This window comes from Streptococcus oralis (genome assembly GCF_015561235.1).
In the GTDB taxonomy this organism is placed as follows: Bacteria; Bacillota; Bacilli; order Lactobacillales; family Streptococcaceae; genus Streptococcus; species Streptococcus oralis_BK.
The window spans coordinates 1-26010 of record NZ_JADMTC010000006.1 but is presented as its reverse complement, the minus strand read 5'-3'; the positions used below and the strand labels follow the sequence as shown (position 1 = coordinate 26010).

General features: G+C 35.0%; 23 protein-coding genes and 3 tRNA genes. 17 read left to right on the top strand and 9 right to left on the bottom strand.

Annotation, left to right across the window (positions count from 1 at the left end; genetic code table 11):
- Window positions 1–17: 17 nt before the first annotated feature.
- Window positions 18–2570: a YfhO family protein gene (locus tag I2H52_RS09515; RefSeq protein WP_195595107.1), complete on the top strand. Its 2553-nt coding sequence runs from the start codon at window positions 18–20 to the stop codon at window positions 2568–2570.
- Window positions 2571–2591: 21 nt separating this feature from the next.
- Here the strand turns inward: I2H52_RS09515 and I2H52_RS09510 are convergent, their stop codons facing one another.
- Window positions 2592–5246, bottom strand: a complete 2655-nt coding sequence (locus I2H52_RS09510) for a YhgE/Pip domain-containing protein (RefSeq protein ID WP_049550155.1) — start codon at window positions 5244–5246, stop codon at window positions 2592–2594.
- Window positions 5247–5374: 128 nt separating this feature from the next.
- Here I2H52_RS09510 and I2H52_RS09505 point away from each other — a divergent pair, with 128 nt between their 5' ends.
- Entirely contained in the window at window positions 5375–5917 is a 543-nt protein-coding gene (locus I2H52_RS09505) for a TetR/AcrR family transcriptional regulator (RefSeq protein ID WP_000665077.1), read from the top strand.
- Between the two features lie 38 nt (window positions 5918–5955).
- On the opposite strand, the gene I2H52_RS09500 is transcribed toward I2H52_RS09505, so the two are convergent.
- From I2H52_RS09500 to rlmH, 7 genes are all read right to left on the bottom strand, one after another.
- A tRNA-Asn gene (locus tag I2H52_RS09500) sits at window positions 5956–6029 on the bottom strand.
- A 5-nt stretch (window positions 6030–6034) separates the two neighbouring features.
- Window positions 6035–6106 (bottom strand) — tRNA-Glu (locus I2H52_RS09495).
- A gap of 51 nt (window positions 6107–6157) precedes the next feature.
- The gene (comE, locus tag I2H52_RS09490) at window positions 6158–6910 is read right to left on the bottom strand and encodes a competence system response regulator transcription factor ComE (protein ID WP_000866082.1); all 753 of its coding nucleotides are present in this window, start codon (window positions 6908–6910) and stop codon (window positions 6158–6160) included.
- Window positions 6907–8226: a competence system sensor histidine kinase ComD gene (gene comD, locus I2H52_RS09485; RefSeq protein ID WP_049550146.1), complete on the bottom strand. Its 1320-nt coding sequence runs from the start codon at window positions 8224–8226 to the stop codon at window positions 6907–6909. The genes comE and comD overlap by 4 nt, the downstream gene beginning before the upstream one ends.
- Before the next feature lie 20 nt (window positions 8227–8246).
- Complete coding sequence (gene comC, locus I2H52_RS09480; RefSeq protein WP_000799678.1) at window positions 8247–8372, bottom strand: competence-stimulating peptide ComC; 126 nt, start codon at window positions 8370–8372, stop codon at window positions 8247–8249.
- A 165-nt stretch (window positions 8373–8537) separates the two neighbouring features.
- Window positions 8538–8611: transfer RNA gene (locus I2H52_RS09475), tRNA-Arg, on the bottom strand.
- A 43-nt stretch (window positions 8612–8654) separates the two neighbouring features.
- Complete coding sequence (rlmH, locus tag I2H52_RS09470) at window positions 8655–9134, bottom strand: 23S rRNA (pseudouridine(1915)-N(3))-methyltransferase RlmH (RefSeq protein ID WP_007520969.1); 480 nt, start codon at window positions 9132–9134, stop codon at window positions 8655–8657.
- Window positions 9135–9319: 185 nt separating this feature from the next.
- Between rlmH and I2H52_RS09465 the strand changes: the two genes are divergently transcribed.
- The 15 genes from I2H52_RS09465 (at window position 9320) to ftsH (ending at window position 25679) form a co-directional block, all read left to right on the top strand.
- Window positions 9320–10516, top strand: a complete 1197-nt coding sequence (locus I2H52_RS09465) for a S1C family serine protease (protein WP_042903085.1) — start codon at window positions 9320–9322, stop codon at window positions 10514–10516.
- A 57-nt stretch (window positions 10517–10573) separates the two neighbouring features.
- The gene (locus I2H52_RS09460; RefSeq protein ID WP_084945029.1) at window positions 10574–11332 is read left to right on the top strand and encodes a ParB/RepB/Spo0J family partition protein; all 759 of its coding nucleotides are present in this window, start codon (window positions 10574–10576) and stop codon (window positions 11330–11332) included.
- Between the two features lie 216 nt (window positions 11333–11548).
- Window positions 11549–12910: a chromosomal replication initiator protein DnaA gene (gene dnaA, locus I2H52_RS09455; protein ID WP_000660625.1), complete on the top strand. Its 1362-nt coding sequence runs from the start codon at window positions 11549–11551 to the stop codon at window positions 12908–12910.
- Window positions 12911–13068: 158 nt separating this feature from the next.
- On the top strand, window positions 13069–14205 hold the full coding sequence (gene dnaN, locus I2H52_RS09450) for a DNA polymerase III subunit beta (protein ID WP_042903086.1): 1137 nt from the start codon (window positions 13069–13071) through the stop codon (window positions 14203–14205).
- A gap of 64 nt (window positions 14206–14269) precedes the next feature.
- Window positions 14270–14464 carry a DUF951 domain-containing protein gene (locus tag I2H52_RS09445; RefSeq protein WP_000285184.1) on the top strand — a complete coding sequence of 65 codons (195 nt, stop codon included), beginning with the start codon at window positions 14270–14272 and terminating at the stop codon, window positions 14462–14464.
- A gap of 84 nt (window positions 14465–14548) precedes the next feature.
- On the top strand, window positions 14549–15664 hold the full coding sequence (ychF, locus tag I2H52_RS09440) for a redox-regulated ATPase YchF (protein ID WP_001218702.1): 1116 nt from the start codon (window positions 14549–14551) through the stop codon (window positions 15662–15664).
- A gap of 73 nt (window positions 15665–15737) precedes the next feature.
- Window positions 15738–16307 (top strand): aminoacyl-tRNA hydrolase, encoded by a 570-nt coding sequence (pth, locus tag I2H52_RS09435; protein WP_000163922.1) that lies wholly within the window; start codon window positions 15738–15740, stop codon window positions 16305–16307.
- Complete coding sequence (mfd, locus tag I2H52_RS09430) at window positions 16308–19811, top strand: transcription-repair coupling factor (RefSeq protein WP_042903088.1); 3504 nt, start codon at window positions 16308–16310, stop codon at window positions 19809–19811.
- A 57-nt stretch (window positions 19812–19868) separates the two neighbouring features.
- Window positions 19869–20135, top strand: a complete 267-nt coding sequence (locus I2H52_RS09425) for an RNA-binding S4 domain-containing protein (RefSeq protein WP_001234975.1) — start codon at window positions 19869–19871, stop codon at window positions 20133–20135.
- Window positions 20128–20496 (top strand): septum formation initiator family protein, encoded by a 369-nt coding sequence (locus tag I2H52_RS09420; protein WP_000041922.1) that lies wholly within the window; start codon window positions 20128–20130, stop codon window positions 20494–20496. Before I2H52_RS09425 ends, I2H52_RS09420 begins: the two co-directional genes overlap by 8 nt.
- 4 nt (window positions 20497–20500) lie before the next feature.
- On the top strand, window positions 20501–20623 hold the full coding sequence (locus I2H52_RS09815; RefSeq protein ID WP_000429343.1) for an SP_0009 family protein: 123 nt from the start codon (window positions 20501–20503) through the stop codon (window positions 20621–20623).
- Window positions 20616–21884: a serine hydrolase gene (locus I2H52_RS09415; protein ID WP_195595105.1), complete on the top strand. Its 1269-nt coding sequence runs from the start codon at window positions 20616–20618 to the stop codon at window positions 21882–21884. The genes I2H52_RS09815 and I2H52_RS09415 overlap by 8 nt, the downstream gene beginning before the upstream one ends.
- Window positions 21881–23158, top strand: coding sequence for a tRNA lysidine(34) synthetase TilS (tilS, locus tag I2H52_RS09410; RefSeq protein ID WP_195595103.1), 1278 nt, complete (start codon window positions 21881–21883; stop codon window positions 23156–23158). The genes I2H52_RS09415 and tilS overlap by 4 nt, the downstream gene beginning before the upstream one ends.
- A gap of 4 nt (window positions 23159–23162) precedes the next feature.
- Entirely contained in the window at window positions 23163–23705 is a 543-nt protein-coding gene (gene hpt, locus I2H52_RS09405; RefSeq protein ID WP_195595100.1) for a hypoxanthine phosphoribosyltransferase, read from the top strand.
- A 15-nt stretch (window positions 23706–23720) separates the two neighbouring features.
- Window positions 23721–25679: an ATP-dependent zinc metalloprotease FtsH gene (gene ftsH / locus I2H52_RS09400; protein WP_195595098.1), complete on the top strand. Its 1959-nt coding sequence runs from the start codon at window positions 23721–23723 to the stop codon at window positions 25677–25679.
- A gap of 122 nt (window positions 25680–25801) precedes the next feature.
- Here ftsH and I2H52_RS09395 read toward each other — a convergent pair.
- Window positions 25802–26010: IS3 family transposase (locus I2H52_RS09395; protein ID WP_195595096.1), on the bottom strand; the 209-nt coding region annotated here is incomplete at its 5' end.

Genomic DNA, 26010 nt, shown 5'->3' with positions numbered 1-26010 from the left:
TCATTCTACGAGGTAACATGAAATCATTTTTTAAAACATATTGGACCTATTTTGTTTCTTTCATCATTCCTTTAGTAATTATGACTGGAGTATACCTAACTCAAGGTATCTACTGGAATAGCGATGCATCTCCACTATTAGGAGACGGTTTCCATCAATACGTTATTTTTGATGTAGCTTTACGAAATATTCTGCATGGAAATGGTAGTTTGTTTTACACCTTTACAAGTGGCCTCGGACTGAATTTCTATGCTCTATCTAGTTATTACTTGGGTAGTTTTCTTTCACCCCTAGTTTACTTTTTTAATCTGTCGAATATGCCAGATGCTGTCTATCTAACCACTCTCTTAAAATTTGGATTGATTGGTCTGTCAACCTTCTTTAGTTTGACTAGATTATTTAAAGATATCCCAAAATTTTTAAAACTTGCCTTATCTACTTCCTATGCTCTAATGAGCTTTACCGTTAGTCAGTTAGAGATAAAAACCTGGCTAGATGTTTTTATCTTGATTCCTTTAATTATAACTGGTTTATACCTACTTATAACACAAAAGAAGCGCCTACTATACTTTACAAGTTTGTCAATCTTATTTATTCAAAATTATTATTTTGGGTATATGACAGTATTGTTTCTTATTTTCTGGTATCTCTGCCAAATTTCTTGGGACTTTAAAACTCGAAAATCATCTTTTCTTGATTTTGTTGTTACCTCCTTTTTAGCTGGAATGACTAGTTTGATTATGACTCTTCCTACACTGTTTGATTTACAAACTCACGGTGAGAAGTTGACTACCATCACAAAATTAAAGACAGATAGTAGCTGGTATCTGGATATTTTCGCAAAACAATTCATTGGATCTTTTGATACAACTAAGTATGGATCTATACCAATGATTTTTGTTGGATTGCTTCCCTTTATTTTAACCATTCTATTTTTCACAATAAAATCCATAAAGTTTCACGTGAAACTTACCTATGCATTTTTCTTTACTTTTTTAATAACAAGCTTTTACATAGAAGCACTTGATTTATTTTGGCAAGGGATGCATACTCCAAATATGTTTTTGCATCGCTATGCTTGGATTTTTTCCACTCTGTTAATTTATACTGCAGCAGAAGTCTTAAATCGTCTGAAAGAACTGAAGCTATGGAATCTATTTGTCTCACTTTTTCTTGTACTAACAGGATTTTTGGCTACTGTCTATTTTAAATCACACTATTCTTTTCTAACAGATTTGAATATCCTACTCACTCTTGAATTTCTACTAGTTTATGCTCTTTTACTTCTTGCAGTCATTAGAAAATTTATCTCTATAAATCTATTTGCAATTCTTTTGTCTTTATTTATAACAGTTGAGATAAGCTTAAATGCTTCATCTCAAATGGAAGGAATAGCTAAAGAATGGGCCTTTGCTTCTCGTAGTGCCTATAATAGAGATATCACCGCTATGGAATCCATTCTAAACCAAATTGACAATCCATTTACACGTACTGAAAAACTGCAAATTCAGACCGGAAATGACAGTATGAAATTTAACTACAATGGAATCTCTCAATTTTCGTCTGTACGAAATCGTTCAGCTAGCACTAGTTTGGATAAACTGGGATTCAAATCCTCTGGAACCAACCTCAATCTCCGTTATGCAAATAACAGTCTTTTAGCAGACAGTTTATTTGGAATCCAATACAATATTTCTGAAACTTCACTTGATAAGTATGGCTTTCAAGAGATTTATCAAAAGGATCATTTAACCTTATATAAAAATCAACTCTCTTTACCCATTGCCTTTGCCACTCAATCTATTTACACAGATGTAAACTTTAACAATCACACTCTAGATAATCAGGCTTTATTTATAAACCAGCTTGCTAATCTCAACTTAGATTACTTCTCCCAAATAGCATATGATAAAACAGATACTTCAGATGGTTTAACGAGCATCACAGGTTCTGCTAATGAAGATGCAAAGATTGATTATCAAATTGAGGTTCCTCAAAATAGTCAAGTCTATCTCTCTTTTTCAAATCTTCATTTTACAAACGATAAGCAAAAGAAAGTTGACATCATTGTCAATGGAGAAAAGAAGACTTTTACAACTGACAATGCATTTAATTTCTTTAATTTGGGTTATACTGAAGAACAAAAAACTTTCAATATCAGTGTTAGTTTCCCTGGAAATTCTCAGGTGTCATTTGAATCTCCAACCTTCTATCGTTTAGATACTCAGGCCCTAACTGAAGCAATCCAAAAGATTAAAGAACAACCTGTAGAAGTATACACCTCTAAAAATAAAGTCTTTGCTACATATGAAGTAAAACAAGATACCTCTATTTTCTTCACTATTCCTTATGACAAAGGTTGGTCTGCATACCAGGATGGGAAAAAACTTGAAATCAAGCAGGCTCAAACTGGTTTTATGAAAGTTGATGTTCCAAAAGGAAAAGGCACCATTACACTTTCCTTTATCCCCAATGGTTTTGTTATTGGAGCAGCCTGCTCACTAACTGCCCTTCTTCTTTTTGGGATCTATAATCACAGACGAAATTTATCTAAGACAGAAAAAGATTGACCAATTCCTTGGTCAATCTTTTTAATCTTCTTCCATTTTCTTAGGTTGATAAGCTAGCATACCTAAAGCAGTAAAGAAAGCTAGTGTTATAATAAGGAAAATCACTTGGTGATGAATATTTCCTGCCATAGAGATTGTTTGTCGTAAACCTGATACAGAGTAACTCATTGGTAACCAAGGATTGACACCCTTAAAGAAATCATTTGTCAAAGCAAGTGGATAGGTCCCTGCACTTGATGCTAACTGTAATAAAAGTAAAATAAGAGAGAAGAAAGCTCCTATACGACTATTCCAAGTTGTTAAAGCTGTCACCATAGACATGAAAGCTAAACTTGTGATTATAATTAGAATCAAGGTCCTCATCTCATGGTTCGCAGTCAATCCAATAAGATGGACACCTCCATAAACTAAAACACCTGCTAAGACAGCTATAATCCCATTTATTTCAGAGCGAGACTTCAACCAAGCCCAACGGCTCTCTGGATGACGTCCAGAAGGCAACTTAGCAAAAATCATATTGGTAGATATAGCAGCAACAAAAAGAGCAACTGATATCATATAAGGAGCCATGGCAATCCCATTCACAGGAACTTGGTCATTGTCTGTTTTTGAGAGAACTAGAGGTTCAGATAATGTTTCTGCATTTTTAGATTCTGTCGAAGCTGATTTGAGTTGATTATTAGCATTGCCTAATCCTTGTCCTAATGAATCAACTCCTGTTTGTAAATCTTCAAGACTAGAGGTTAAAGTTGTTCCACCATCTGCTAGTTTTCCAGCACCATCTGCAATCTTCATAGCGCCACTTCCTAGTTGAGATGCTGCAGAAAGTAACTGTGTTGATTTATCTGTTAATTGACCAGAGCCAAATTGTAATGTAGTAATACCTGCTATCAGCTCTGGACTCTTATTATTCAATTGAGCAGAACCAGATGACAAACTTTCTATACCTGATACTAATTCTGGAGCTTTTCCAGCTAACGCATCTACTCCAGCTGTCAAGGTTGATGTGTTTTCTGTCAACTTACTTGATCCAGAAACTAATTGATCTAGACTAGTTGTTAAACTTGCATTCTTTTCACTTAGTTGATTAGCACCTATAGAAATAGTATCCAATCCTTTAGTATAGTTTACAACTCCTTTTTCAATTGACTGACTTCCAGGAACTAACTGATTATTTACAGAAGTTTGTAATGTTGTAAATCCATTTGACAAGGTTGTCAAGGAGCTAGATGCTGCAGGTAAGAGTTGATTTGCTTTCGTCTGCACATCAGATAGATTAGATACTTGTTGTTCTGAATTCTCTATACTTTCTTTTAATCCCCCTACTGTCGTTAAAATTGTTTTTGCTGACTCAATAGTAGAATTAGAATTTTTAGAAATAGCTTCTGTCAGTTCTTTCTTTTGTTCCTCTGTAAGAGATTGATAAGTAGCTGTTGATTGAAGGTTAGCAATAGTTTTCTCTTGTTCTGTCTGACTTTTAGTCACAATATCCTGTGCAAGAGTTGTTAGATTTGGCAAAGCTTCTGAAAATTTACTTTTCAGTTGAGTGTCATCTGATATTGTAAGAGCTTGTAGTGTTTTATTTAGTTCTCCTAAGCTTGTTGCCAATTGCGCTATTTCTTTATTTTGTTGAGATGAGGACTCTAATTGACTTGAAATTTCTTTAATACCAGTATTTAATTGTTCCATTCCATCTCTTAGTGTATCTGATTGATTGGATAATTGACTTGTTCCGTTAGAAAGTTCTTTCACACTACTTGTATAAGCATTTACACCAACTGAAAATTGATTGAGACCTGTATCCAATTGTGAAACCCCACTTGTGTAGGACTTTATACCTGTATTTAGCTGATTTACACCTGTCACCAACTCAGGAGTTTTTGAAACTAATTGATCAAGTCCAGTGTCAACCTGTGAGACAGCATTTGTATAACTTTGTAAACCACTATTAAAAGTTCCTAAACCAATATGTAATTGCTCTATAGCAGACACATAGCTAGATAAGCCTTTTGTAAATTGATCCGCTCCATTTGAAAAAGTTACAGTTGAATTAGCTAGAGTATTAAGATTTGTTGTCAACGTTTGACTTCCCGTCACCAACTGATCGGCTCCATTAGCTAATTGTTCACTTCCATCAGCTGCCTTGTTTATCCCAGACTTCAAATCATTCATTTTTTGAAATAAAGCCTTAGTGTATGTTTCAGTAATATTAGTAGAGACAGTTTGTTTTAATTGTGTCATTGCAGAATCGCTCATCTTACTTGCAATAAAGCTATGCCCACTTGACGTCTGATAATCAATCTGCATTTGTTCAGGATGATTTGTTAGAATAGAAGTAGCCTTTTCAGATAAGTCACTTGGTAAAGTTACTACCATGTAGTAGTCACCATCTTCTAGACCTTTTTCCCCTTCCTCTTCATTAACAAAATGAAAATCTAAAGTCTTATTTTCTTTTAAATTAGACACCATGTCTTCACCTATTGTCATTGTCTGTCCATTATAAGAAGCTTCCTTATCTTTATTGACAATTGCAACAGGTAGCTCTGATAATTTCCCATAAGGATCCCACATGGATGATAAAAATATAATGTTGTATAAAGCTGGAATGAGAGAAATCCCTATCATTACAATGATAAAGGTCGGTTTTTTAAATATTGCTTTCCATTCTTTAAACATATTTCCTCCTTTTTTAAACATATTGTCTAAATTTTTGATATAATAGATTATACATCAAAAAATCCAAATTACAAGGTAAAAAATACTTTTTTAGACACATAGTCTATTTTTGTTTACAAGGAGAAATTATGAAAGAAAGTAACAAACGTTTAAAAACAAAACGAATTATCGAAAATGCCATGGTTCAATTATTGATGGACCAGCCCTTTGATCAAATTTCTACTGTCAAATTAGCAGAAAAAGCCGGAATTAGTCGTTCTAGCTTCTACACTCACTACAAAGATAAGTATGATATGATTGAACACTATCAAAGTAAGTTATTTCATACATTTGAATATATCTTCCAAAAACATGTTCATCATAAAAGAGATGCTATTCTAGAAGTATTTGAATATCTAGAATCAGAACCACTTCTGGCTGCTCTTCTTTCTGAAAATGGAACCAAAGAAATCCAAAATTTTTTGAGAAATAAACTGCATATTATGCTTAGTACTGATCTTCAGAAACGTTTTATGCAACTACAACTAAATTCAATTGAGTTAGAATATAGCAGTATTTATCTAACAAATGCCCTATTTGGTGTTTGTCAGACTTGGATTGCTCATGGGAAAAAAGAAAGTCCGCAAGAAATGACAGACTTCCTTATGAAAATGTTAGGTGATACAAACTAAGAATAAAAAGAACACCAGATGGTGTTCTTTTTATCTAACTCCGCCAGTAGGACTCGAACCTACGACATCATGATTAACAGTCATGCGCTACTACCAACTGAGCTATGGCGGATAAAATAGTCCGTACGGGATTCGAACCCGTGTTACCGCCGTGAAAAGGCGGTGTCTTAACCCCTTGACCAACGGACCATCTATCTGTAGCAGATATAACCATTATATCAATTTCTTACTTATTGTCAATCACTTTTTAGATTTTTTCTCTAGAATATCTTTTAGTTTACGAACTTTCAAACGGGTAATAGGACAACGATGATCTTCATAAAAGACAACTTCTAAATTTTTTCGATCAATTTCTCTCACATTTCCTACATTGACAAGGAAAGATTTATGGGAGCAATAAAATCGCTGGGTATGTTTGTCCTTCTCCTGAATATCTGTCATAGTTCCATAAAACTCTTTGGCAAAATTCTTACCAATAATTCGCAATTTATGAGAAACACCTGTTGTTTCGATATACAGAATATCATGGTAAGGAATTTTCAAATCATTTCCCTTATAGTTGTAATCAAAATAGTCTACAACATCTTCGTTTTCAAGCAGCATGCTCTTAGTGTAAAAAATACTCTGCTCGATACGTTTTTTGAACAATTCATCATTGATGTCCTTATCTACAAAATCTAAAGCTGATACCTGATACTTATAAGTTAAAGTAGCGAATTCAGATCGACTGGTAATAAAGACAATAATAGCATAAGGATTGTGATGACGAATAAACTGAGCCACTTCAAATCCCTTTTTCTCAATTCCATAAATATCGATATCTAGGAAATAAAGCTGGTTTACTTCATCATTTTCGATATATTCCTTAAACTCACGAACTTTTCCTGTTGTCTTATATGAAATAGGAATATTCGATTCCTCAGAGATTTCATTCAATATTCTCTCTAGTCTCACTTGATGCTCAATAACATCTTCTAAAATTAATACTTTCATTCGAATTCCCTCTTAAATCTAATAATTTGTCTAAATGTGTTGTCTTCCATCTCTGTTTCTAAGATAATGTTGTCATACTTATCTAAAATCTCTTTGACATTATTAAGTCCTAGACCTCTATTTCTTCCCTTGGTAGAGAAACCTAAGGCAAATAGATCCTCTGAAGGCGTCATAGTGATTTTGCATGAATTTTGGATAACTATAACTGTTTCAAAATCCATTTTAATGACTGCAACTTCCATTTGTTTCAAATAACTATCTGCAGCACCTTCAACGGCATTGTTTAGTAAAATGCTCATGATACGAACAAGATCAAGTAAATCTATTGACAGTCTAGTAATGATATCCTTTACTTCCAATGTAAACTCTACATCATTTTTTCGTGCATAGACAATCGATTGAGCAATTAAACTTCGTAAAGCAGAATCTTCTATATTATTTAAATCAAAGTAAGTATATTTTTCTGACCTCAATTTCTGATTTGCTTTTACTAGGACTTCATTGTAAACCCTGTTAATTTCTTGTAAATCTCCACTGTCAATCGCCATTTGCATGCTGACAAGCATTCCTGCATAATCATGACGAAAACCTCGAATTTCATTATACAACTCCACAATTTCATCAGTATAAGTCTGTAAATGTTTTTGTTCAAATTTCTTTTGTTTTAGAGCAATCTCTTTTTCAATTTGAATCTTGTGAGAATTCATTGCAAAGAAAATCAATAACAAGCAAATAAAAACAATGGTTGATAAAATACTTCCGAAGCTATTTAAATGATGAGTTGTACTTACTATATCTGAAATAAACAATAAGATATGTAAACCAAAGAAAGCAACTATTACTTTTTTTAAAAAAGGATACAGATAATCTTTATCAAAATATTTAATATCCAGATGAAAATAACGAATTATTATTAGAATAGAAAAATAAGTCATTAACAATACTACTAAAAGGAATGTACTTTTATAGTGTAATACTACTTCATCTCCTATTATAGAAGATAAGGTTACGGATATAAAAGTATGAGTACTGTGATATAATAAAGACAGTAGTAAACTGATAAAAATAGCTTTGTATTTTTCAGACTTCTTTAACTTTCTTAAATAAAGGTACACAACCAAAGGAAATAAAAATTTAGACAAAGCAAAACTATTAGAAAATACTAGTGTAATAATTTCTTCAAGTATAAAAACTGAGATGCATGTGTAAGAGAAAAAAACAATTTGTTCTTTTCTATTTATTTTACAAATCCATTCATAACTTTTGCTAATGATGAGAAAATAAAAAATAGCTATCCCTAATCCAAATAAATCCATTACTCTCTACCTTTATTTCATTACTTTCTTCTTGGAAAAATAAGATTACGAATTGTTTCTGAAATTCTCCAATCTCCACCTCGAATCTCCTGCAATTCTGCCTCTGTTACCTCTTTAAATTGTTCCAATTTTACTGTATTTTTCATAATGAAATCTCCTGTATTATTTTTTTCTTGTAAGTTAACTTACAAATCTATTATACAAAATGAAGACCATGTAAGAAAAAATTTTTCTCAACTGTACATTTTTGCACCTGAAACGCACTTTTTTAAGAAAAAAGCTGGGAAAACTCCCAGCTTTGCATCTAAAATTGATCCCAGCAGGATTCGAACCTGCGACCGTTCGCTTAGAAGGCGAATGCTCTATCCAGCTGAGCTATGAGACCTAACATGAACATTCTATCAAAAAACAAGAGCTAAGTCAATCTTCTATTTGTGATAAGGAGATCCCTGCTGAATTGTAAAAGCTCGGTAAATTTGTTCAATTAAAACCAATCTCATTAACTGATGTGGTAAGGTTAGACGTCCGAAACTGACAGAAAGATTAGCCCTATTTTTTACAACAGGAGCTAGACCTAAACTTCCTCCAATGATAAAAGTAAGAGTTGAATATCCTTTTATAGAAGCCTGCTCTAGTTGCTTACTAAATTCCTCTGAGGAGAGTGTTTTTCCTTCAATGGCTAGTACAACGACAAAGTCTCTTTCTCCAACCTTAGAAAGAATTCTTGCGCCTTCTGTTTCCAAAATTTTTTGATTTTCTAATTCACTGGCTTTGTCAGGTGTCTTCTCATCAGCGAGCTCAATCATTTCTAATTTGGCGAAACGTAAAATTCGTTTGGTATACTCAGCAATACCATCTTTTAAGTATTTCTCTTTCAGTTTTCCTACTGTTACAATTTTTATTTTCATTCTTCTATTTTATCATATACACACTTCATTTCACATCTTATACACAAAAAAATCATCCAAAAATACTATTAAATTCACAGAATAAGGTGAGTTATCCACAACTTGTGTAAAACTTTAAGCTTTTAAGTTTGGATTAAGTTAATAGGTTTATAATCTGAGTAAATAAATAACAAACGGAGGCGTTTATGAAACACTTACAAAAATTTTACAAAAAAGGAGTTAAAGTTCTAATAATCATTCTAATCGGATTTTTAAGTGGTGCCTTAGGAAGTTTCGTAACATTACAACTTTATCAAAAACAAGGAAATCAAGCTACAAATAATAATTCTGGCACTGTCACTCAAACATCCTATAAGAATGAAAATTCAACCACTCAAGCAGTAAATAAAGTTAAGGATGCTGTTGTCTCAATCATTACTTATTCTTCTTCTAGCAGTAGACAAAGTAGTGTATTTAATGCTGACGAAACTAATTCTGATTCAGACAATCAACAAATCGCAAGTGAGGGATCAGGTGTTATCTATAAAAAGGATGATAAAGATGCCTATCTTGTAACTAATACTCACGTTATCAATGGAGCTTCAAAAGTTGATATCCGCTTAGCAGATGGTACTAAGGTTCCTGGTGAAATTGTCGGATCTGATACCTTCTCTGATATTGCTGTCGTTAAAATTTCTTCCGAAAAAGTTACAACAGTCGCAGAATTTGGAGATTCAAGTCAACTTAGTGTTGGAGAAACAGCGATTGCTATTGGTAGTCCTTTAGGTTCAGAATATGCTAATACAGTTACACAGGGGATTATTTCAAGTCTTAATCGAAATGTTTCTCTAAAATCTGAAGATGGTCAAGCTATTTCAACAAAAGCCATTCAAACAGATACAGCCATTAACCCTGGTAACTCTGGTGGTCCACTTGTAAACATTCAAGGACAAGTAATTGGGATTACATCAAGTAAAATTGCAAGTAATGGTGGAACATCTGTAGAAGGTCTTGGTTTTGCAATTCCTTCAAACGATGCACAAAATATCATTAAACAGCTTGAAAGTAATGGTAAAGTGACTCGTCCAGCTCTTGGAATTCAAATGGTTAATCTGTCAAATGTTGGAGCTAGTGATCTTAGAAAACTTAACATTCCAAGTGGCCTCACTTCAGGTGTAGTTGTTCGATCTGTTCAAAACAATATGCCAGCAAATGGACATCTTCAAAAATACGATGTCATTACCAAAGTTGACGATAAAGAGATTGCTTCATCAACAGACCTACAACACGCTCTTTACAATCATGCTATTGGAGATACTATCAAAGTAACCTACTACCGTAATGGTAAGGAGGAAACAACCTCAATTAAACTAGATAAGAATTCTAGTGATTTAGAGTCTTAATTGACATCAGTGTAAAGAAAACTTTACAGAAAGTAAAAGATATGTTAGTGTAGAATCATGGAAAAATTTGAAATGATTTCTATCTCTGAAATACAAAAGAATCCTTACCAACCTCGGAAAGAATTTGATGCAGATAAAATAAAGGAATTAGCTCAGTCAATCAAAGAAAATGGGCTCATCCAACCAATCATCGTTCGTCAATCTCCTGTAATTGGTTATGAAATCCTTGCAGGAGAGAGACGATATCGGGCTTCTCTCTTAGCTGGTCTTACTTCTATTCCAGCCGTTGTAAAGCACCTCTCAGATCAGGAAATGATGATCCAATCTATCATTGAGAATTTGCAGAGAGAAAATTTAAATCCTATTGAAGAAGCACGCGCCTACGAATCTTTAGTAGAAAAAGGATTTACTCACACTGAGATAGCGGATAAAATGGGGAAATCTCGTCCTTATATCACTAATTTTATTCGTTTACTTTCCCTACCAGAATATATCTTAACTGAAGTAGAAAATGGAAAAATTTCTCAAGCGCATGCACGTTCACTAGTTGGTTTGGACAAAGAGCAGCAAGACTATTTCTTTCAACTAATTAAAAATGAAGACATCTCTGTGAGAAAGCTAGAAGCACTTCTTACAGAGAAAAAACACAAGAAGCAAAAAAAAAGTGATTCTTTCATCAAAGACGAAGAAGATAAATTAAAAAAACTACTCGGTTTAAGTGTAGAAATTAAACTTTCAAAAAAAGATACCGGAAAGATTATTATCTCCTTTTCAAGTCAAGAAGAATACGATAGAATTATTAACAGCCTGAAATAAGGCTGTTCTTTTATTTTCTCAACCCACAAATTTATCCACCAATTTTTTTATCAAAAAGCCTACTAAATCAAGGATTTTTCTATTTATCCCCAACCTGTGGATAAACACTGCTAACATTGTGGATTCTTTTCCCCAATCTGTGGAAAAATCCTACTATCTATGGTAAAATAAGTCTAGCACTAAACTACTAAAATCATAGTAAAGGAGGAAAACTAGTTGAAAGAAAAGCAATTTTGGAATCGTATTTTAGAATTTGCTCAAGAAAGATTGACACGATCTATGTATGATTTCTATGCTACACCTGCTGAACTCATCAAAGTAGAAGAAAACACAGCTACTATATTTCTACCGAGATCAGAGATGGAAATGGTGTGGGAAAAGCAATTAAAAGATATTATCATTGCTGCTGGTTTTGAAATTTATGATTCTGAAATCAAACCTCACTATATTTTCACTAAACCTCAGAGCACAGAATCTCCTCAAGTAAATGATACGAATAGTGTCTCTACTTACGATTATACACCTGCACTACCAACGATTCCCTATTCTGAAACAGGGTTAAAAGAAAAATATACCTTTGATAACTTTATTCAAGGTGATGGGAATGTTTGGGCGGTATCTGCTGCACTAGCGGTATCTGAAGATTTAGCTCTGACATATAATCCTCTTTTCATCTATGGAGGACCTGGTCTTGGAAAGACTCACTTACTCAATGCGATTGGAAATGAGATTTTGAAAAATATTCCTGATGCGCGTGTCAAGTACATTCCTGCCGAAAGCTTTATCAATGACTTTCTTGAACACTTGCGACTTGGGGAAATGGAAAAGTTCAAAAAGACTTACCGTAGTCTTGATCTCTTGTTAATCGATGATATCCAATCTCTCAGTGGCAAAAAAGTTGCGACCCAGGAAGAATTTTTCAATACCTTCAATGCTCTTCATGATAAGCAGAAACAGATTGTCCTAACCAGTGATCGAAGTCCTAAACACCTAGAAGGCCTTGAGGAAAGACTTGTTACACGCTTTAGCTGGGGATTGACGCAAAATATCACCCCTCCTGACTTTGAGACACGTATCGCCATTCTTCAAAGTAAAACAGAGCACTTGGATTACCATTTCCAAAGTGATACTCTGGAATACTTGGCTGGCCAATTTGATTCAAATGTTCGAGAATTGGAAGGAGCAATCAACGATATCACTTTAATTGCCAGAGTGAAGAAGATTAAGGATATTACTATTGATATTGCTGCGGAAGCTATTAGAGCACGTAAGCAAGACGCCCGCCAGATACTTGTTATTCCAATTGAGAAAATCCAAACTGAAGTTGGTAATTTTTATGGAGTGAGTGTCAAAGAAATGAAGGGGACGAGACGAGTTCAGAACATCGTTTTGGCACGTCAGGTTGCTATGTATCTAGCTAGAGAACTGACAGATAACAGTCTTCCAAAAATCGGAAAAGAATTTGGCGGAAAGGATCACACCACCGTTATTCATGCCCATGCTAAAATCAAATCATTGATTGACGAAGACGATAATTTACGTTTAGAAATAGAAGCAATCAAAAAGAAAATTAAGTAGCTTGTGGATAAGTTTTCCTTTCTTATCTTTTTTATCCACATTTTTTAAACAAGCTTAGAAGCTTAAGTTTACTAAATAGCACTCAGTTTTCCACAGAATTCACACACTCTATTATTACTATTAACTTTTTAATACTAAAAATAAATAAAGGAGAATCCATGATTCATTTTTCAATTAATAAAAATTTATTTCTACAAGCCTTAAATACCACAAAACGAGCAATAAGCTCTAAAAATGCTATTCCAATTTTATCAACAATCAAAATTGACGTTACCAATGAAGGGATTACTTTAATTGGCTCAAACGGTCAAATTTCTATTGAAAATTTCATTTCTCAAAAGAATGAGGATGCTGGTCTCTTGATCACTTCTTTGGGTTCGATTCTTCTTGAAGCTTCTTTCTTTATCAATGTTGTATCTAGTCTTCCAGATGTAACGCTAGATTTCAAAGAGATTGAACAAAAACAAATTGTCTTAACCAGTGGGAAATCAGAAATTACCCTAAAAGGAAAAGATAGCGAACAGTATCCTCGTATCCAAGAAATTTCAGCTAGCACACCTTTGGTTCTTGAAACAAAACTACTCAAGAAAATTATCAATGAAACAGCATTTGCTGCAAGTACGCAAGAAAGTCGTCCCATCTTAACAGGTGTTCATTTTGTATTGAGCAAACACAAGGAACTAAAAACAGTTGCGACAGACTCACACCGCCTTAGCCAGAAGAAATTGACTCTTGAAAAAAATGGAGATGATTTCGATGTGGTGATTCCTAGCCGCTCTCTACGCGAATTTTCAGCGGTATTTACAGATGATATTGAAACTGTAGAGATTTTCTTTGCAAATAATCAAATCCTCTTTAGAAGCGAAAATATTAGCTTCTACACTCGTCTCCTAGAAGGTAATTATCCTGATACAGATCGCTTGATTCCAACAGACTTTAACACTACAATTACTTTTGATGTGGTTAATTTGCGTCAATCTATGGAGCGTGCACGTCTCTTATCAAGTGCGACTCAAAATGGTACTGTGAAGCTTGAAATTAAAGGTGGAGTTGTTAGCGCCCATGTTCACTCTCCAGAGGTTGGTAAAGTAAACGAAGAAATCGATACGGAGCAGGTGACCGGGGATGATTTAACTATTAGTTTTAACCCAACTTACTTGATTGATTCCCTCAAGGCTTTAAATAGCGAAAAGGTGACTATTAGCTTTATCTCATCAGTTCGTCCATTTACTCTTGTGCCAGCAGATACTGACGAAGATTTCATGCAGCTTATCACACCAGTTCGAACAAATTAAGTGAAAGAGGTTGAGCCTGGCTCGCCTCTTTTATGATATAATCAAAAAAGAAAAGGAGAGTAGTATGTATCAAGTTGGAAATTTTGTTGAGATGAAAAAACCACACGCTTGTACCATCAAGTCAACAGGCAAAAAGGCTAATCGTTGGGAAATTACACGTGTAGGGGCAGATATCAAAATAAAGTGTAGCAATTGTGACCACCTTGTCATGATGAGTCGCTATGATTTTGAACGAAAAATGAATAAGATTATTGACTAAGAACCCTTAGTTAGAGGGTTAGCAAGTTTTCCCTTTTTGTGTTATAATGTTAGGGATTGAAATGAGAACGGAGAATGAGAAACTATGGCTTTAACAGCAGGTATCGTTGGTTTGCCAAACGTTGGTAAATCAACCCTTTTTAATGCAATTACAAAAGCAGGAGCAGAGGCGGCAAACTACCCATTTGCGACTATTGATCCAAACGTTGGGATGGTGGAAGTTCCAGATGAACGCCTACAAAAACTAACGGAAATGATTACTCCTAAAAAGACAGTTCCAACAACCTTTGAGTTTACAGATATTGCAGGGATTGTAAAAGGAGCTTCAAAAGGAGAAGGTCTAGGTAATAAATTCTTGGCCAATATCCGTGAAGTAGACGCGATTGTTCACGTAGTTCGTGCTTTTGATGATGAAAATGTGATGCGCGAGCAAGGACGTGAAGACGCCTTTGTGGATCCACTTGCAGATATTGATACCATTAACCTAGAATTGATTCTTGCTGACTTAGAATCAGTTAATAAACGCTATGCGCGTGTAGAAAAGATGGCACGTACGCAAAAAGATAAAGAATCAGTAGCAGAATTTAATGTTCTTCAAAAGATTAAACCAGTCCTTGAGGATGGAAAATCAGCTCGCACCATCGAATTTACAGATGAAGAACAAAAAGTTGTCAAAGGTCTCTTCCTTTTGACCACTAAACCAGTTCTTTATGTTGCTAATGTGGATGAGGATGTAGTTTCAGATCCAGATTCTATCGAATATGTGAAGCAAATTCGAGAATTTGCAGCGACAGAAAATGCAGAGGTAGTAGTTATTTCCGCGCGTGCTGAAGAAGAAATTTCTGAGTTAGATGATGAAGATAAACAAGAGTTTCTTGAAGCACTTGGCTTGACAGAATCAGGTGTTGATAAGTTGACTCGTGCAGCTTACCACTTGCTTGGACTCGGAACTTACTTCACAGCTGGTGAAAAAGAAGTCCGTGCTTGGACCTTTAAGCGAGGGATGAAAGCTCCTCAAGCAGCTGGTATTATCCACTCAGACTTTGAAAAAGGTTTTATTCGTGCAGTCACCATGTCATATGAGGATCTAGTGAAATACGGATCTGAAAAGGCTGTAAAAGAAGCTGGGCGCTTGCGTGAAGAAGGAAAAGAATATATCGTTCAAGATGGCGATATCATGGAATTCCGCTTTAACGTTTAATAACATTTAATAAATAGTGTCAATTAGGTTGGAAAAAAATTCCAACCCTTTTGGCTTTTGAAAGGAAAAATAAATGACCAAATTACTTGTAGGATTGGGAAATCCAGGGGATAAATATTTTGAAACCAAGCACAACGTTGGATTTATGTTGATTGACCAACTAGCTAAAAAACAAAATGTCACCTTTACACATGACAAGATATTTCAAGCTGACCTAGCTTCTTTTTTCTTTAATGGAGAAAAAATTTATCTCGTTAAACCAACAACATTTATGAATGAAAGTGGAAAAGCGGTTCATGCTTTATTGACTTATTATGGTTTGGATATTGAAGATTTACTCGTTATTTATGACGATCTGGACATGGAAGTTGGGAAAATTCGTTTAAGAGCAAAGGGTTCAGCAGGTGGTCATAATGGTATCAAGTCTATTATTCAACATATTGGAACCCAAGTATTTAACCGTGTTAAAATAGGTATTGGAAGACCTAAAAAAGGAATGTCAGTTGTTCATCATGTTTTAAGTAAGTTTGATCAGGATGACTATGTGGGTATTTTACAGTCTATTGACAATGTTGACGATGCTGTAAACTACTATTTACAAGAGAAAAACTTTGAGAAAACAATGCAGAGGTATAATGGTTAAATGGTGACTTTATTAGATTTATTCTCAGAAAATGACCAGATAAAAAAATGGCATCAAAATCTGATAAATAAGAAAAAACAACTAATACTTGGTTTATCAACGTCTACCAAGGCTATTGCAATTGCAAGCAGTCTAGAAAAAGAAAATAAGATTGTGTTACTGACTTCAACTTATGGAGAAGCAGAACGAATTATCAGTGATCTTCTTTCTCTCTTAGGAGAGGAATTTGTCTATCCTTTTTTGGTTGATGACTCTCCTATGGTAGAGTTTTTGATGTCTTCGCAAGAAAAAATCATTTCGCGGGTTGAGGCCTTGCGTTTTTTGAGTGATCCGTCTAAGAAAGGGATTTTAGTTTGTAATATCGCAGCGAGTCGATTGATTCTACCCTCTCCGACTAGATTTAAAGAAAGTATTATAAAAATTGCAGTTTGTGAAGAATATGATCAACATGACCTTCTTCACAAATTAAAGGAAATAGGCTATCGCAAAGTTACACAAGTACAGACCCAAGGTGAGTTTAGTATTCGAGGAGATATTTTAGATATTTTTGAGATGTCTCAGTTAGAACCTTTTCGAATCGAGTTTTTTGGTGATGAAGTAGATGGTATTCGTACTTTTGAAGTTGAAACACAATTATCGAAAGAAAATCAGACAAACCTCACTATCTTTCCAGCTAGCGACATACTTTTGAGAGAAAAGGATTATCAACGAGGTCAGTCAGCTTTAGAAAAGCAAATTTCGAAAACTCTATCGCCGATTTTGAAATCCTATCTAGAAGAGATTTTGTCAAGTTTTCATCAAAAACAAGTACATTCAGATAGTCGAAAGTTTTTGTCCTTATGTTACGATAAAACATGGACTGTATTTGATTATATTGAAAAAGATACACCAGTATTCTTTGATGACTATCAAAAATTGATGAATCATTATGAAGTCTTTGGAAGAGAATTAGCGCAATACTTTACAGAAGATTTACAGAATGGTAAATCATTTTCTGAGATGCAGTATTTTGCAGATACAGAGCAAACCTATAAAAAGCAAAGTCCAGTTACCTTTTTCTCTAATCTGCAAAAGGGCTTAGGAAATCTTAAGTTTGATCACATTTATCAATTTAATCAATACCCCATGCAAGAGTTTTTCAATCAATTTTCATTTTTAAAAGAAGAAATTGAGCGATACAAAAAAATGGACTACACTATTATTTTGCAGTCTAGCAATTCAATGGGAAGTAAGACGTTGGAGGATGTTTTAGAGGAATATCAGATCAAATTGGATTCCAGAGATAAGTCAAGTATCTGTAAAGAATCTGTAAACTTGATTGAGGGTAATCTAAGACATGGTTTTCATTTTGTAGATGAAAAAATTCTCTTGATTACTGAACATGAGATTTTTCAAAAGAAATTAAAACGTCGGTTTAGAAGACAACATGCTTCAAATGCAGAGCGATTAAAAGATTATAATGAACTTGAAAAAGGGGATTACGTTGTTCATCATATCCATGGAATTGGTCAATATCTAGGGATTGAAACAATTGAAATCCAAGGCATTCACCGTGATTATGTCAGTGTACAGTATCAAAATGGTGACCAAATCTCTATCCCAGTAGAGCAGATTCAGTTACTGTCTAAATATATTTCAAGTGATGGGAAACCTCCAAAACTCAATAAATTAAATGACGGTCATTTCAAAAAGGCCAAGCAAAAAGTTAAGAACCAGGTAGAGGATATAGCTGACGATTTAATAAAACTGTATTCTGAGCGTAGTCAGTTGAAGGGTTTTGCTTTCTCAGCTGATGATGAAGATCAACATGCTTTTGATGATGCCTTCCCTTATGTTGAAACGGATGATCAACTTCGTAGTATTGAGGAAATCAAGAGAGATATGCAGGATTCTCATCCCATGGATCGACTTTTAGTTGGGGATGTTGGTTTTGGAAAGACTGAAGTTGCAATGCGTGCAGCATTTAAGGCTGTCAATGATCACAAACAGGTTGTTGTTCTAGTTCCGACGACGGTGTTAGCACAACAACACTATACGAATTTTAAGGAAAGATTCCAAAATTTTGCTGTTAATATTGATGTGTTGAGTCGCTTTAGAAGTAAAAAAGAGCAGGCAGAGACACTTGAAAAATTAAAGAATGGTCAAGTTGATATTTTGATTGGAACGCATCGTGTTTTGTCAAAAGATGTTGTATTTTCTGATTTGGGCTTGATGATTATTGATGAGGAACAACGATTTGGTGTTAAGCATAAGGAAACTTTGAAAGAACTGAAAAAACAAGTAGATGTTCTAACCTTGACAGCAACGCCAATCCCTCGTACTCTTCATATGTCTATGCTAGGAATCAGAGATTTGTCTGTTATTGAAACTCCTCCAACCAATCGCTATCCTGTTCAAACCTATGTTTTGGAAAAGAATGATAGTGTGATTCGTGATGCTGTCTTGCGCGAAATGGAGCGTGGAGGTCAAATTTACTATCTTTACAATAAGGTTGACACGATTGACCAGAAGGTTTCGGAATTACAGGAGTTGATTCCAGAGGCTTCGATTGGGTATGTTCATGGACAAATGAGTGAAATTCAGTTGGAAAATACTCTACTTGATTTCATTGAAGGTCAGTATGATATTTTGGTGACGACTACTATTATTGAGACAGGGGTAGATATTCCAAATGCCAATACCTTATTTATTGAAAATGCAGACCATATGGGTTTGTCAACCTTGTATCAATTAAGAGGAAGAGTCGGTCGTAGTAATCGTATTGCTTATGCCTATCTCATGTATCGTCCAGAAAAATCAATCAGTGAAGTCTCTGAAAAGAGATTAGAAGCGATTAAGGGATTTACAGAATTAGGCTCAGGATTTAAGATTGCTATGCGAGATCTTTCGATTCGTGGAGCAGGAAATCTCCTAGGAAAATCGCAGTCTGGTTTTATTGATTCTGTTGGTTTTGAATTGTATTCACAGTTATTAGAGGAAGCTATTGCTAAACGGAACGGTAATGGGAATAAAAGAATCAAAGGAAATGCTGAGTTGATTTTACAAATTGATGCTTATCTTCCTGATACTTATATTTCTGACCAACGACATAAGATTGAAATTTACAAGAAAATTCGTCAAATTGACAATCGTGTCAACTATGAAGAACTACAAGAAGAGTTGATGGACCGCTTTGGAGAATACCCAGACGTAGTGGCCTATCTTTTAGAGATTGGTTTGGTCAAGTCATATTTTGACAAGGTATTTGTAGAACGTGTGGAAAGAAAAGAAAATAAGATTACAGTTCAATTTGAAAAAGTCACTCAACGACTATTCTTGGCTCAAGATTATTTTAAAGCCTTATCCGCAACGAACTTAAAAGCAGCCATAGCTGAGAATAAGGGATTAATGGAAGTTGTATTTGATGTCCGAAACAAGAAGGATTATGAAATTTTAGAAGGTTTGCTGATTTTTGGAGAAAGTTTATTAGAGATAAAAGAATCAAAGGAAGCAAATCCCATTTAACATTTTTCTTCTATAAAAAGGATAAAAATGGTACAATAATAATTTGAGGTAATAAAAATGAGATTAGACAAGTATTTAAAAGTATCACGAATTATTAAGCGCCGCACAGTCGCAAAAGAAGTAGCAGATAAAGGTAGAATCAAGGTGAACGGAATCTTGGCCAAAAGTTCAACGGATTTGAAAGTTGATGACCAAGTTGAAATTCGCTTTGGAAATAAGTTGTTGCTTGTTAAAGTACTAGAAATGAAAGATAGTACAAAAAAAGAAGATGCAGCAGGCATGTATGAAATTCTCAGTGAAACACGGGTAGAAGAAAATGTCTAAAAATATTGTACAGATGAATAATTCTTTTATTCAAAATGAACATCAACGTCGTCGTTATCTGATGAAGGAGAGACAAAAGAGGAATCGTTTTATGGGTTGGGTCCTTATTTTGATGATCTTGTTGTTTATTTTACCAACTTATAACTTGGCTCAAAGCTATGATCAGTTACTGCAACGTCGTCAGCAATTGACAGAGTTGAAAGAGCAGTATCAAACTCTCAGTGATGAAAAGGACAAGGAATCCGCTTTTGCTGCAAAGTTGAAAGATGAAGACTATGTAGCAAAATATGCACGCGCCAAGTACTATTACTCAAAGAAACGAGAAGCAATTTACACAATTCCTGATTTGCTTCCGAGGTAATGTCATGGAAAATTTATTGGAAGTTGTTGAGCAATTTTTAAGTTTATCAGATGAAAAATTAGAGGAATTGGCAGCTAAAAACCATTTATTACGATTACAAGAAGAAAGGGAAGAGAAGAATGCGTAAGTTCTTAGTAGTTTTATTGCTACCTGCTTTTATCATAACCTCAAGAGTAGTTAGCACAGAAAAACAGCTTCCTTACTCTTCGCAAGAAATTTATTATCTAACCGAGTCTGACTATGGATTCTACTATAAAGAAACTTTGAAAACCCCAATGGTATATGGAGAAACAACTGTCTATGCTAATGAGGACCTTGTCAAGGAATCTGGTAAATTAACTCCTGAAACTTCCTTTAAAATAGTAGAATGGCGTTTAAATAGACAAGGCGTTCCTGTTTTTAAATTAGACAATCATCAGTTTATCGTTGCAGATAAGCGTTTAGTCTATGACCAAAGTCAAGTTCAAACTCAAAATAAACAAGCATGGTTAGAGCCAGAGTTTGTTATCTATAACAGCCCCTATGATGCGAAAGAAATTTCTTCATCTCTCTCTCCCTATCAACTTGTAACGGTGGATAGAACCCTCTTTGCTGAGGGACAAGAATTTCTTCATATTGATCAAGTTGGTTGGGTATCAAAAAATTTCGTCTCAGAAGAGGACAATCGTATCCAGAAGGTTCAAGAAGTTTTATCAAGCAACTATCAGAACGAAAATTATTCTATTTATGTTAAACAACTGACTACGGGTAAAGAGGCTGGGGTGAATGAAGACAGCAAACTCTATGCAGCTAGCATATTGAAACTAGCCTACCTTTATTATGCTCAAGATAAGATAAATCAAGGGGAATATACGCTAGACAGTAGCTTCAAGTATATCCCAGAAGTAAATAGTTTCCCTGGTTCCTATAAACCAGAAGGTAGTGGTAGTTTACCTAAAAAAGAAGACAACAAAGATTACAGTCTCCAACAGTTAATTACCAAGGTGACAAAAGAGTCTGATAATGTTGCTCATAATATTTTAGGTTATTACGTAACCAATCAATCAGACGGGGTTTTTAAAGAAAAAATGTCAGCTATTATGGGTGAAGATTGGGATGTGAATGACAAATTGACTTCTTCAAAAATGGCGGGAAAACTTATGGAAGCTATTTATAATCAGAATGGTTTTGTCCTAGAGTCTCTAGGTAAGACTGATTTTGACAACCAACGAATCGCAAAAGGTGTTTCGGTTAAGGTAGCTCATAAAATTGGAGATGCCGACGAGTTTAAACATGACACTGCCATTGTCTATACGGATTCTCCTTTCGTTCTTTCCATTTTCACCAAAAATTCTGATTATGACACTATTGCTAAGATAGCTAAGGATGTCTATGAGGTTCTAAAATGAGGGACCAGGATTTTTTAAATCATTTTCTCCGAAAAGAGTATTTCAAAAAACATTCTAAAGTTGTGTTGGCTCTGTCTGGTGGACTAGATTCGATGTTTTTATACCATCTATTGTCTACTTACCAAAAAGAGTTGGAAATTGAGTTGATTTTAGCACATGTCAATCACAAGCAGAGAAGTGAGTCTGACTGGGAGGAAAATGAACTAAGGAAGTTAGCTGATGCAGCTGAACTTCCTATTTATATCACAAGCTTTTCAGGAGACTTTTCAGAAGCGTGTGCTCGAGAGTTTCGTTATGATTTTTTTAGGAAAATCATGAAAGAGGTTGGAGCAACTGCCTTGGCCACTGCCCACCATGCAGATGATCAGGTTGAAACGATTTTGATGCGCTTGATTCGAGGAAGTCGGCTACGTCATTTAACAGGAATAAAAGAAAGTCAAGTAGTTGATGATATTGAAATCATCCGTCCCTTATTGCCTTTTCATAAAAAGGATTTTTCACCAATTTTTCATTTCGAAGATCAAACAAATCAGGAAAATACCTATTTTCGCAATCGCATTCGAAATAGGTATTTACCAGAACTTGAAAAAGAAAACCCTCGTCTTAAATCCGCTCTTTTAGATTTAGGAAGGGAAATTTCAGATTACCAAGTAACAATAACGGAGCTTTCGAAACAAATTGATGTGGAAGATTTGAATGAGCTATTTTCATACTCTCAACAAACTCAAGGAATCTTGCTCCAGAATTATCTTAATCAATTTCCAGACTTAAATCTGACAAAGGCTCAGTTTGCCGAAGTTAGACAGATTTTAGCAACGAAAAGCCAGTATCGTCACTCTCTTAAAAATGGTTACGAACTGATAAAAGAGTATCAACAGTTTCAAATTTGTAAAATCAGTCCTCAGGCCGATGAAAAGGAAGATGAACTTGTGTTACACTATCAAAATCAAGTTCGATATATGGGTTATTTAGTTTCTTTTGGTATCCCTGTTGAAGGGGATTCTGTTCAAAAAGTAATGGTTTCACGGGAAACACCGGTACATATTAGGTGTCGAAAACCTGGCGATGTTCTTGTCCTGAATGGTCATCGAAAGAAACTGAGACGTCTATTTATAGATTTGAAAATCCCTATTGAAAAACGAAAAACAACCCCTATTATTGAGCAATTTGGAGAAATTGTCTCAATTTTAGGAATTGCGACCAGTGATTTGAGTAAAAACACGAAAAATGATATAATGAACACTGTAATTTATATAGAAAAAATAGATAGGTAAAAAGATGTTAGAACACGATATTAAAAAAATCCTCATTTCACATGATGAAATTACAGAAGCAGCTAAAAAGCTAGGTGCACAATTAACAAAAGAATATGAGGGGAAAAATCCAATTCTTATTGGAATTCTAAAAGGATCAATTCCTTTTATGGCTGAATTGGTCAAACATATTGATACGCATATTGAGATGGACTTCATGATGGTATCTAGTTACCATGGTGGAACAGCAAGTAGTGGTGTCATCAATATCAAGCAAGACGTGACTCAAGATATCAAAGGAAGACATGTTTTATTTGTAGAGGATATCATCGATACAGGTCAAACTTTGAAAAATTTGCGAGATATGTTTATTGCAAGAGAAGCAGCTTCTGTTAAAATCGCGACTTTATTGGACAAACCAGAGGGACGTGTTGTTGAAATTGAAGCGGATTATACTTGTTTTACTATTCCAAATGAGTTTGTGGTAGGTTATGGTCTGGATTATAAAGAAAATTATCGTAACCTTCCTTATGTCGGAGTATTGAAAGAAGAAGTTTATTCAAATTAGAAAGATCTATCTTTAATGAAAAAACAAAATAATGGTTTAGTTAGAAATCCATTTCTCTACTTGTTAATTATCTTCTTCCTAGTGACAGGATTCCAGTATTTTTACTCTGGAAATACTGCTGGACGAAGTGAAAAAATTAACTATACAGAATTGGTAAAAGAAATTACAGCAGACAATGTAAAAGAATTAACCTATCAGCCAAATGGTAGCATCATTGAAGTGTCTGGTGTTTATAAAAATCCTAAGACTAGTAAAGAGGAAACAGGAATTCAATTTTTTACTCCTACAGCTACAACAGTAGAAAGATTCTCAAGTATTATTCTTCCGTCTGATTCAACAGTTTCAGAATTGCAAAAACTTGCTTCTGAACATCAGGCTGAAGTTACAGTCAAACATGAGAGTTCAAGTGGTATGTGGATCAATATCCTTGTGTCCGTTGTTCCATTTGCTATTCTTTTCTTCTTCCTATTCTCTATGATGGGAAATATGGGAGGAAATAATAGTAGAAATCCAATGAGTTTTGGACGTAGCAAGGCTAAAGCTGCTAATAAAGAAGATATCAAGGTACGTTTCTCAGATGTTGCAGGTGCTGAGGAAGAAAAACAAGAATTAGTCGAAGTTGTTGAATTCCTAAAAGACCCAAAACGATTTACAAAACTTGGTGCGCGTATTCCTGCGGGTGTTCTTTTGGAAGGACCTCCGGGAACAGGTAAGACCTTACTTGCTAAGGCAGTTGCTGGAGAAGCAGGGGTTCCGTTCTTTAGTATCTCAGGATCTGACTTTGTAGAAATGTTTGTCGGAGTTGGTGCAAGTCGTGTTCGTTCTCTTTTTGAGGATGCAAAAAAAGCAGCGCCAGCTATCATCTTTATCGATGAAATTGATGCTGTTGGTCGCCAACGTGGTGTCGGCCTCGGTGGAGGAAATGATGAACGTGAGCAAACTTTGAACCAACTCCTGATTGAGATGGATGGTTTTGAGGGAAATGAAGGAATCATCGTTATCGCTGCAACTAACCGTTCAGATGTTCTAGATCCAGCTCTTCTCCGCCCAGGACGTTTCGATAGAAAAGTCTTGGTTGGTCGCCCTGATGTTAAAGGTCGTGAAGCAATCTTGAAAGTTCACGCTAAAAATAAACCTCTGGCAGGCGATGTTGATTTGAAACTAGTTGCCCAACAAACCCCAGGCTTTGTGGGAGCTGACTTAGAAAATGTTCTAAACGAGGCAGCCTTGGTTGCAGCCCGTCGCAACAAGTCAGTTATTGATGCTTCAGATATTGATGAGGCAGAGGACAGAGTGATTGCTGGACCATCTAAGAAGGATAAAACAGTATCACAAAGAGAACGTGAATTGGTTGCTTATCATGAGGCTGGGCATACCATTGTTGGTTTAGTCTTGTCAAATGCCCGTGTTGTTCATAAAGTTACCATTGTACCACGTGGACGTGCAGGTGGTTACATGATTGCACTTCCTAAAGAGGATCAAATGCTTCTGTCTAAAGAAGATATGAAAGAGCAATTGGCAGGTTTGATGGGTGGTCGTGTAGCTGAAGAGATTATCTTTAATGTTCAAACTACAGGGGCCTCAAATGACTTTGAACAAGCTACTCAGATGGCGCGTGCAATGGTCACTGAATATGGTATGAGTGAAAAACTAGGACCAGTTCAATACGAAGGAAATCATGCTATGTTTGGTGCACAAAGTCCTCAAAAATCAATTTCAGAACAAACAGCCTATGAGATTGATGAGGAAGTACGTTTATTATTAAATGAAGCACGAAATAAAGCAGCTGAAATTATCCAATCAAATCGTGAGACACACAAATTGATTGCAGAAGCATTGTTGAAATATGAAACATTGGATAGTACACAGATTAAATCTCTTTATGAAACAGGAAAAATGCCTGAGACTGTAGAAGAGGAATCTCACGCCCTATCTTATGATGAAGTAAAATCAAAGATGAGTGAAGAAAAATAAATTTAGGCTCTTTGTCAACTGTAGTGGGTTGATAAAAAGTTACAACCTGAACCTGGGACAATAGTCCCTTATCTCCAAAAAAAGCAACGGATTGTACTGGCCCCAAAAAGTTGGACAAATAATTATTGAAAGGATTTAGTTCTGTACTGCACAGGACTAAGTCCTTTTAGTTTTACCTTAATTCGTTTGTTGTTGTAATAATCAATATAGTCTACAATGGCTTGTTCCAATTGCTTAAGCGACTGAAACGACTCCTCATAGCCATAAAACATTTCCGATTTCAAAATACCAAAGAACGACTCCATCATGCCGTTGTCTGGGCTGTTCCCCT

Excerpts from the sequence above, each read along its gene's own strand:
- I2H52_RS09465 (WP_042903085.1), top strand. The coding sequence starts at position 9,320 with ATGAAACACTTACAAAAATTTTACAAAAAAGGAGTTAAAGTTCTAATA.
- hpt (WP_195595100.1), top strand. The coding sequence starts at position 23,163 with ATGTTAGAACACGATATTAAAAAAATCCTCATTTCACATGATGAAATT.
- tilS (WP_195595103.1), top strand. The coding sequence starts at position 21,881 with ATGAGGGACCAGGATTTTTTAAATCATTTTCTCCGAAAAGAGTATTTC.
- I2H52_RS09420 (WP_000041922.1), top strand. The coding sequence starts at position 20,128 with ATGTCTAAAAATATTGTACAGATGAATAATTCTTTTATTCAAAATGAA.
- rlmH (WP_007520969.1), bottom strand. The coding sequence starts at position 9,134 with ATGAAAATAAAAATTGTAACAGTAGGAAAACTGAAAGAGAAATACTTA.
- pth (WP_000163922.1), top strand. The coding sequence starts at position 15,738 with ATGACCAAATTACTTGTAGGATTGGGAAATCCAGGGGATAAATATTTT.
- I2H52_RS09415 (WP_195595105.1), top strand. The coding sequence starts at position 20,616 with ATGCGTAAGTTCTTAGTAGTTTTATTGCTACCTGCTTTTATCATAACC.
- comD (WP_049550146.1), bottom strand. The coding sequence starts at position 8,226 with ATGGATTTATTTGGATTAGGGATAGCTATTTTTTATTTTCTCATCATT.
- I2H52_RS09510 (WP_049550155.1), bottom strand. The coding sequence starts at position 5,246 with ATGTTTAAAGAATGGAAAGCAATATTTAAAAAACCGACCTTTATCATT.
- I2H52_RS09815 (WP_000429343.1), top strand. The coding sequence starts at position 20,501 with ATGGAAAATTTATTGGAAGTTGTTGAGCAATTTTTAAGTTTATCAGAT.
- comC (WP_000799678.1), bottom strand. The coding sequence starts at position 8,372 with ATGAAAAATACAGTAAAATTGGAACAATTTAAAGAGGTAACAGAGGCA.
- ychF (WP_001218702.1), top strand. The coding sequence starts at position 14,549 with ATGGCTTTAACAGCAGGTATCGTTGGTTTGCCAAACGTTGGTAAATCA.
- ftsH (WP_195595098.1), top strand. The coding sequence starts at position 23,721 with ATGAAAAAACAAAATAATGGTTTAGTTAGAAATCCATTTCTCTACTTG.
- dnaN (WP_042903086.1), top strand. The coding sequence starts at position 13,069 with ATGATTCATTTTTCAATTAATAAAAATTTATTTCTACAAGCCTTAAAT.
- I2H52_RS09460 (WP_084945029.1), top strand. The coding sequence starts at position 10,574 with ATGGAAAAATTTGAAATGATTTCTATCTCTGAAATACAAAAGAATCCT.
- mfd (WP_042903088.1), top strand. The coding sequence starts at position 16,308 with ATGGTGACTTTATTAGATTTATTCTCAGAAAATGACCAGATAAAAAAA.
- I2H52_RS09445 (WP_000285184.1), top strand. The coding sequence starts at position 14,270 with ATGTATCAAGTTGGAAATTTTGTTGAGATGAAAAAACCACACGCTTGT.
- comE (WP_000866082.1), bottom strand. The coding sequence starts at position 6,910 with ATGAAAGTATTAATTTTAGAAGATGTTATTGAGCATCAAGTGAGACTA.
- I2H52_RS09505 (WP_000665077.1), top strand. The coding sequence starts at position 5,375 with ATGAAAGAAAGTAACAAACGTTTAAAAACAAAACGAATTATCGAAAAT.
- I2H52_RS09515 (WP_195595107.1), top strand. The coding sequence starts at position 18 with ATGAAATCATTTTTTAAAACATATTGGACCTATTTTGTTTCTTTCATC.
- I2H52_RS09425 (WP_001234975.1), top strand. The coding sequence starts at position 19,869 with ATGAGATTAGACAAGTATTTAAAAGTATCACGAATTATTAAGCGCCGC.